This is a genomic window from Thiohalorhabdus sp. (assembly GCF_046545655.1).
GTDB lineage: Bacteria > Pseudomonadota > Gammaproteobacteria > Thiohalorhabdales > Thiohalorhabdaceae > Thiohalorhabdus.
On the sequence record NZ_JBKGZG010000064.1, the window covers coordinates 1 to 7,182 of the forward strand.

The 7,182-nt window shown below is 69.0% G+C and carries 9 protein-coding genes; 4 read left to right on the top strand and 5 right to left on the bottom strand.

Translation table 11 applies throughout. The features are described 5' to 3' along the window. Positions 1 to 316 precede the first annotated feature (316 nt). Positions 317 to 979 (bottom strand): thiopurine S-methyltransferase, encoded by a 663-nt coding sequence (locus ACLFRB_RS11135; protein ID WP_411069085.1) that lies wholly within the window; start codon positions 977 to 979, stop codon positions 317 to 319. 294 nt (positions 980 to 1,273) lie between these two features. Here ACLFRB_RS11135 and ACLFRB_RS11140 point away from each other — a divergent pair, with 294 nt between their 5' ends. The 4 genes from ACLFRB_RS11140 to ACLFRB_RS11155 all read left to right on the top strand — a co-directional run bounded on the left by ACLFRB_RS11140 (position 1,274) and on the right by ACLFRB_RS11155 (position 4,594). After that, positions 1,274 to 1,912, top strand: coding sequence for a cell wall hydrolase (locus ACLFRB_RS11140; protein WP_411069086.1), 639 nt, complete (start codon positions 1,274 to 1,276; stop codon positions 1,910 to 1,912). Between the two features lie 166 nt (positions 1,913 to 2,078). Further along, complete coding sequence (locus tag ACLFRB_RS11145; protein ID WP_411069087.1) at positions 2,079 to 3,974, top strand: polysaccharide biosynthesis protein; 1,896 nt, start codon at positions 2,079 to 2,081, stop codon at positions 3,972 to 3,974. A 117-nt stretch (positions 3,975 to 4,091) separates the two neighbouring features. After that, the gene (locus tag ACLFRB_RS11150; RefSeq protein WP_411069088.1) at positions 4,092 to 4,334 is read left to right on the top strand and encodes a type II toxin-antitoxin system Phd/YefM family antitoxin; all 243 of its coding nucleotides are present in this window, start codon (positions 4,092 to 4,094) and stop codon (positions 4,332 to 4,334) included. Beyond that, a complete protein-coding gene (locus ACLFRB_RS11155) occupies positions 4,331 to 4,594 on the top strand; it encodes a Txe/YoeB family addiction module toxin (protein WP_411069089.1) in 264 nt (87 codons plus the stop codon). Before ACLFRB_RS11150 ends, ACLFRB_RS11155 begins: the two co-directional genes overlap by 4 nt. 28 nt (positions 4,595 to 4,622) lie before the next feature. On the opposite strand, the gene ACLFRB_RS11160 is transcribed toward ACLFRB_RS11155, so the two are convergent. The 4 genes from ACLFRB_RS11160 to ACLFRB_RS11175 form a co-directional block, all read right to left on the bottom strand. Then, the gene (locus ACLFRB_RS11160; RefSeq protein WP_411069090.1) at positions 4,623 to 5,786 is read right to left on the bottom strand and encodes a DegT/DnrJ/EryC1/StrS family aminotransferase; all 1,164 of its coding nucleotides are present in this window, start codon (positions 5,784 to 5,786) and stop codon (positions 4,623 to 4,625) included. Continuing rightward, entirely contained in the window at positions 5,783 to 6,337 is a 555-nt protein-coding gene (locus ACLFRB_RS11165) for a sugar transferase (RefSeq protein WP_411069093.1), read from the bottom strand. The genes ACLFRB_RS11160 and ACLFRB_RS11165 overlap by 4 nt, the downstream gene beginning before the upstream one ends. A gap of 106 nt (positions 6,338 to 6,443) precedes the next feature. After that, positions 6,444 to 6,869: a type II toxin-antitoxin system VapC family toxin gene (locus ACLFRB_RS11170; protein ID WP_411069091.1), complete on the bottom strand. Its 426-nt coding sequence runs from the start codon at positions 6,867 to 6,869 to the stop codon at positions 6,444 to 6,446. Beyond that, entirely contained in the window at positions 6,866 to 7,111 is a 246-nt protein-coding gene (locus ACLFRB_RS11175; protein WP_411069092.1) for a FitA-like ribbon-helix-helix domain-containing protein, read from the bottom strand. Before ACLFRB_RS11175 ends, ACLFRB_RS11170 begins: the two co-directional genes overlap by 4 nt. Positions 7,112 to 7,182 lie beyond the last annotated feature (71 nt).

Sequence of the window (7,182 nt, forward strand, 5' to 3'; positions counted from 1 at the left end):
GCCATTCGCCCGCTAAAGCGGGCTCCTACCGCGCCAAGCCCACCTGTGGGAGCGGTCCGCGACCGCTGTTCGCGCCCCGGCCTGTCGCGGCTGATAGCCGCTCCCACAAAAGGCTATTCCCCCAGCGGGCAATAAAGCCCCTGTGGGAGCGGCCAGTGGCCGCGACCGCCTTTTACCCCGCCGGAGCCCCGTAGGAGCCCACTTTAGTGGGCGACGCCCACCGGGTCGCGGGGCCCGATCCGCCATTCGCCCGCTAAAGCGGGCTCCTACCGCGCCAAGCCCACCTGTGGGAGCGGCCAGTGGCCGCGACCGCCGTTCACTCCCGCGCGGTGAGCCGATACACGTGCTCCCGCAGCTCCGTCACCCCCGCCTCCTGGAAGCCGGGACTCTCCTCCCACACATCCCACAGCCGCAGGGTCTCCAGCTCGTAGGCTTCCCCGTACAGGGCCTGCATCTCCGGCTCGTGCACGGCGAAGGGCGGGCCGTTCATCTCCTCCTGGGGATACTCCAGGGTCCAGAACAGGATGGGCGGGCGGTTGGGCAGCAGGTCGTGCATGGCCCGGGCGTAGCGCTCGCGCATCTCCGGCGGCAGGGCGATGAAGGAGGCGCGGTCGAACACCCCGTCCACCGGCCCCAGCGCCGCGCGGTCCAGGTCGAAGAAGTCGCCGCACAGAATGGTCACCCCGGCCGCGGAGAAGCGCCGGAAAGCCCCCTCGTCCGCCACCTCCGGCTCCAGGCCGTGCTCGGCGAAGAACTCCCGGCAGGCCTGCTCGGAGATCTCCACTCCCACCACCGGATGGCCCCGCTCGGTGGCCAGCCAGTGCATGTCCACCGTCTTGCCGCACAGCGGCACGAAGACCCTCCCCCCTTCGGGAACGGGCATCTCCGGCCAGAAATCCAGCAGGTGCGGGTTCACCTTCTCCAGGTGCCAGCCTAAGTGGTTGTTCTTCCAGCGGTCCAGCCAGAATTCGCGGTCCATCGCGGCCTCTCCGGATTGCCGAATGATTGTTCTAGGAACACCGCATTGTACGGGATTCCCAGCCTGCTGCGCATGGCCCCGCGGCCACCCCATGGAACCGAAGCGCGGCCGGAAACGTGACCCCCGGAAAGACCCCCGAATCGGCCATTGTGGGAGCGGTCCATGACCGCGACTTCCCGGCCCAGGGCGCGAGGCGGAGGGCGATCAATTTCCGGGGGTCCGGTGCTGGACGCCCCACCCGGGATCTGTAAGGGATGGAGGGACGACCCCTTACGACCATTCCCGGGAGCGGTTATGCCCTTCCCCTTTCATCTTGGCGGGGCAGGCTTCACCCTGGGGGCGGGACTCCTCTGGGTGCTGGCGGGGATGGACTCCCCGGCCAGCCCCGGGGAGAGCGGCACCGCCATCCGCCCCGAACTGCCGAAGCCGGACGCCCGGTCCTACGGGCCGGAGCCGATCTCCCTTCCGGCCGGAGCCATCCGGCGAGGCTCCGGGCTCTCCTGGGAGGCCCGGGTGCGGCCCCTGTCCCGGGCAGAACGGCGGTGCCTGGCGCGCAATGCCTTCTTCGAGGCGCGCGGGGAGCCCGTGGCCGGACAGGTGGCCGTGACGATGGTGGTCCTGAACCGCCTGCGCGCGCCCCGGTTCCCGGACGAGGCCTGCCAGGTCATCCGGGACGGCGCCCAGTTCTCCTGGGTGGACGACGGCCGCCCCAACGACCCCCGCGCCTATCCGGCCCCCGCCGACCGGCGCGCCTGGCGGAGGGCCCGGCGGGTGGTGGCGCAGGTCCTGGGGGGCGCGGTCCGCGACCCAACCGCGGGCAGCGACCACTACCACGCCCGGGGCGTGCAGCCGGGCTGGTCTGGCGGCATGGCCTTGCGCACCGCGCTGGGCGGGCACCTTTTCTACGCCAGCGGGGAGGCCAGCCGTCCCTGAGGCGGGCGAACAAAGGGCCGGAACCTTCAGCCGTACCCGGCCACAGCGCGGGAGCCAACGACACAGTTTGTCGCCAATTTCTGTACACTGGACCGCGGATTGAATAGAAATCCAGCTTTTTACCGAGTAAACTGTCGCCGATAACCAACAGTCCAAGGCAGCACCCATGGCCCAAGGCCCCGGCATGCTCTCCCGGCGTCAGCTCGTCCTGGCCCATGACCTCCTGATGGTCGGGGCGGCCTGGCTGCTGAGCTTCCTGGTGCGCACGGACTTCCACATCGCGGACTTCCCCACGGAGCCGGCCTTCCAGGCGCTGCCCCTGGTGATGGGCATCCAGGGCCTGCTGCTGTGGCGGACGGGCCTGTACCGCGGCGTCTGGCGCTTCGCCAGTGTCCCGGACGCCTGGAACATCGTCCGCGCCGCCCTGCTCGGCGCCCTCGCCGTGGCCACGGCCCTGTTCCTGGTCAACCGCCTGGAGGGCATCCCCCGCACCGCCCTGGTGCTCTACCCCCTGTTCCTGATCCTGCTGCTGAGCGGGCCGCGGCTGTTCTTCCGCCTCATGCGGGACACCTGGCCGAACCTCGCCCACGGCGCCCGGGGCGACCGCGTCCTGATCCTCGGCGCCGGCGCCTCGGGCGAGATGCTGGCCCGGGACCTGAAGACCGAGGGCCCCTACGAGGTGGTCGGCTTTCTGGACGACAAGCCCTCGTTGCAGGGGGCCAAGATCCGCGGCCACCCGGTGCTGGGCCGGATCGAGGATCTCCTGCTGGTGGTGGACCGCTGGGGCGTAAACCTCATCGTCATCGCCATGCCCTCCGCCTCCAACCAGGAGATGCAGCGGGCCGTGGAGCTGTGCGAGCGCAGCGGCGTGCGCTTCCGCACCCTCCCCCGCATGCAGGACCTCCTCTCCGGCAAGGCCCGCTTCACCGACCTCCAGGAGGTGGACATCGAGGACCTCCTCGGCCGCGACCCCGTACAGCTCGACCGGGAGGCCATCGGCGCCGGGCTCTCCGGCAAGACCGTCTTCGTCAGCGGCGGCGGCGGCTCCATCGGCGGCGAGCTGTGCCGGCAGATCGCCGCCTACGGGCCCCGGCGGCTGGTGATCCTGGAGGCCTGCGAGTACAACCTCTACCGCATCGAGCGAGAACTGTCCGGACAGTTCCCCGACCTGGAGCTGGTGCCCACCCTCACCGACGTCCGCGACGAGGGGGCCGTGGAGGGGATGTTCGCCGACTACCGGCCGGATACGGTCTTCCACGCCGCCGCCTACAAGCACGTGCCCCTGCTGGAAGCGCAGTCCCGGGAGGCCATCCGCAACAACGTCTTCGGCACACGCAACATGGCCTGTGCGGCGGATGCCTTCGGCGCGGACAAATTCGTGCTCATCTCCACGGACAAGGCGGTGAACCCCACCAACATCATGGGCGCCAGCAAGCGGGTGGCGGAGATCTTCTGCCAGAACCTCGACGCCCGCTCCGCCACCCGCTTCGTCACTGTCCGCTTCGGCAACGTGCTGGACTCCGCCGGCAGCGTGGTGCCGGTGTTCCGCGAGCAGATCGCCCGGGGCGGGCCCGTCACCGTCACCCACCCCGACATCACCCGCTACTTCATGACGATCCCCGAGGCCTGCCAGCTCATCCTGCAGGCGGAGTCCATGGGCGAGGGCGGGGAGATCTTCGTGCTGGAGATGGGCGAGCCGGTGCCCATCCGCTACCTGGCCGAGCAGATGATCCGGCTCTCCGGGAAGGAGCCGGGGCGGGACATCGAGATCAGCTACACCGGGCTGCGCCCGGGCGAGAAGCTCTACGAGGAGCTGTTCCACGACGCGGAGTCCCTGCAGCCCACCGCCCACCACAAGGTCCTCCAGGCCCAGTACCGCGAGGTGGACTGGGAGCACCTGAACCGGATCCTGGAGGCCATGGCCGCCGCCTGCGACCGCGAAGGCGCCGACCTCCGCGAGCTGGTCCGGGAGCTCGCTCCCGAGTACCAGCCCCAGCAGCCGGAGCAGGAGGCCCGGGCCGCGGCGGGCAAGGTAGTGGCCCTGCGCACGGCGGAGGGCTGATCAAGCTCCTGTAGGAGCGCCTACCAGCCGCGACCTCTCGGTCCGCGCAGCGGGAACTGGTTGCCATGGCGTACGTCTAATCGTACGATCGGCCCGTTTATCTATAAGGAGCCACCCATGGGCACTCTTACCGCTAGCGAGGCGCGCGCGCAGCTCTATCGACTGATCGACCAGGTCGCGGAATCCCATGAGCCCGCCCTGATCACCGGCAAACGGACCAATGCCATTCTACTCTCGGAGGAGGATTGGCGAAGCATCCAGGAAACCCTGCACCTGCTCTCCATCCCGGGGATGCGCGAATCGATTCACGAAGGCATGGAAACGCCGTTGGATGAGTGCGATGAGGAGCCCGGCTGGTGACCTGGCGCTTGGTATTTACCAAGCAGGCTCAAAAAGACGCCAAAAAGCTGGCAAGCGCCAACCTCAAGCCCAAGGCCCAGGAACTGCTGGACCTCCTGGCCGAGGACCCCTGGGCCTCCCCACCCCCTTTCGAAAAGCTCGTCGGTGACCTTGCCGGAGCCTACTCCAGACGGATCAACATCCAGCATCGGCTCGTCTACCAAGTGCTCAAGGAGGAGAGGACGGTAAAGATCCTCCGCATGTGGACGCACTACGAATAGCCGGGCCGGCGCGCCCCCCCCACTAGGCCTAAACCCCGCTCGCCTCCCCCATCACCGCCCGAATCCCCTCGCAGAACCCCGCCACTTCCTCCTCCGTCAGCGTCGGATGCACCGGCAGCATGATGCTTGTCTCGCCCAGCTCCCGGGCCACGGGCAGGCGCTCGGCGGGGGCCAGGCCCGTGCCCGCAAAGGCCTTCTCGCGGTACACCTCCGGGCAGATCCCCTGCATGGCCGGCACGCCCCGCTCCTGGAGCGCGGCGACCACGGCGTCCCGGTCCCAACCGGGGCGCAGGCCCTCCGGACGCACGAAGGCGTACCACTTGTAGTAGGCGTGGCCCACGTGCGCCGGCGGCTCGGTGAGGCGCAGGGCGGGAAAATCCCGACCGGCGTCGTTCAGGCGGGCGGTGTGCTCCCGGCGGCGGCTCAGCCAGCCGTCCAGCTTGGTGAGCTGGATGCGGCCGATGGCGGCCTGCATCTCCGTGAGCCGCCAGTTGGTGCCGAAGGACTCGTGCAGCCAGCGGAAGCCCGGCGGGTGCGCGCGGTTGTAGACCGCGTCCCAGTCCTTGCCGTGGTCCTTAAAGGACCAGGCCCGGCGCCAGGCGGCCCCATCCCGGAGAAGCAGCATGCCGCCCTCCCCGCCCGTGGACATGATCTTGTCTGTGCAGAAGGAGAAGGCCGCGGCGTCGCCCCAGGCGCCCACGGGGGTACCCCCGTAGGTGGCGCCGTGCGCCTGGGCGCAGTCCTCGATGATCTTGAGGCCGTGCTCGTCGGCCAGCGCCCGGAAGCCCTCCATATCGCACGGCCAGCCGGCCAGGTGCACCGGCATGACCGCCTTCGTCCGCTCCGTGAGGACGGCGCGGACGGTGTCCGGGGTGATGTTCTGGCTGTCGGGATCCACGTCGGCGAACACCGGCGTCGCCCCGCGCAGGACGATGCTGCTCGCCGAGGCGAGGAAGGTACGCGGCGTCACCACCACCTCATCGCCCTCTCCGATGCCCAGGGCGTAGAGGGCCAGCTCCAGGGCCAGGGTGCCGTTGGCCACGGCCACCCCGTAGGGCGCCCCGCAATAGGCGGCAAACTCCCGCTCGAAGGCGCGAACCTCCTCGCCGTTCCAGTAGTTCACCCGCCCGGAGGCCAGAACCTCCCGGACGGCCTCGATCTCGTCGGGGTCGTAATGGGGCCAGGAATTCATTGAAATACCGTCCGCCAGATATACCCCAGGTCCTTCCGGAAAGACCAATCCTCCACGTACTCCCGGTTCAGGCGCACCTTGTCCGGGAAGATCACCTCGCGGTTGTAGCGCTCCGGATCCTCCACCTGCTCCAGGAGCACCTCCTCGTCCCGATAGGCCAGTGTGGCCGGGCCCGTGATGCCGGGGCGGACGGACAGGATCACCCGGTCCGCCCCCTCCAGGGCGTCGGCGTAGCCGGGCACGTCCGGGCGCGGCCCCACGAAGCTCATGTGCCCCACCAGCACGTTGAACAGCTGCGGCAGCTCGTCGATCTTGGTGCGCCGGAAGAAGCGGCCCAGGCGGGTGATGCGGGGATCCCGGCCGGTGGTGACGGTGGTATCGAGCCCCGAGTCCGGCCGCATGGTGCGCAGCTTCACCACCCGGAAGACGCGCCCGTTGCGCCCCACCCGCTCCTGCGTGAAGAACCCGTTGGCGCGGGTGTCCAGCGTGGCCAGAACCCACGCCGGCAGGATGATCCAGATGGTCAATACCAGCCCCCCGGCCGCCCCCAGCAGATCAAAGCCGCGCTTGAGCGCTGCCTGCGATTTGCTGAGCCCCTGCGGGACATCTTCCCCTTGCACGGAAATATCCAAGAAACCCCTTTCCTCTACAATCTCCCTACCCACCCTCACCCCACGGATTGACCACCTCCAGCGGCAGCCCGGCGAAATCCCCGACATTACGCGTCCCCAGCCTGGCCCCCCGGCAAACGGCAACGGCCGCGATCTGGGAATCGGCCATGCTGATGGGGCTCCCTTGCGCGTGCCGCCGCGCGACGAGCTCGGCATACACCTCCGCCTCCTCGGCGCCGAACGCAAGCACCCGTCCGCCGAACTCCTCCTCGAACATGGTCCTTGCCAGGGCCCCGAGCATCCCTTTCCGCTGGCCGTCCTCCAGACGCGCGATCCCGTACAGGACCTCGGCGACGGTAACGGCGGTCACCGCCAGCTCCCCCGCCGGCAAGCCATCCACCCAGGCCACCACGTCGGCATTGGGCGCCGGGCGCATCAGCTCCGAGATAACGTTGGTGTCGAGGACGATCATTCCCTGAAGTCAGGCGAGCGGGGCGACTCCTGCCGCTCCGGGGACGGAAGCTCGCAGCCCCCAACCCCACGGAACCGGCCCATGATGCGGCTTCCCAGCCCCTGCTCCCGAGCCGCCGGGGTAACGGCCTGCCGCAGAATGTGCCGGACCTCCTCCTCCATGGACCGGCCATGCCGGGCGGCCTCGATCCGCAGCCGGTCCTTTACCTCGTCATCCAGGTTCCGAATGGTCAAATTCGCCATGGGGCAGCACCTCTTTTATGCTAGCAATGCTAGCAAAAATCACGCATCCCCTTCTATAACGCTCGACCCTT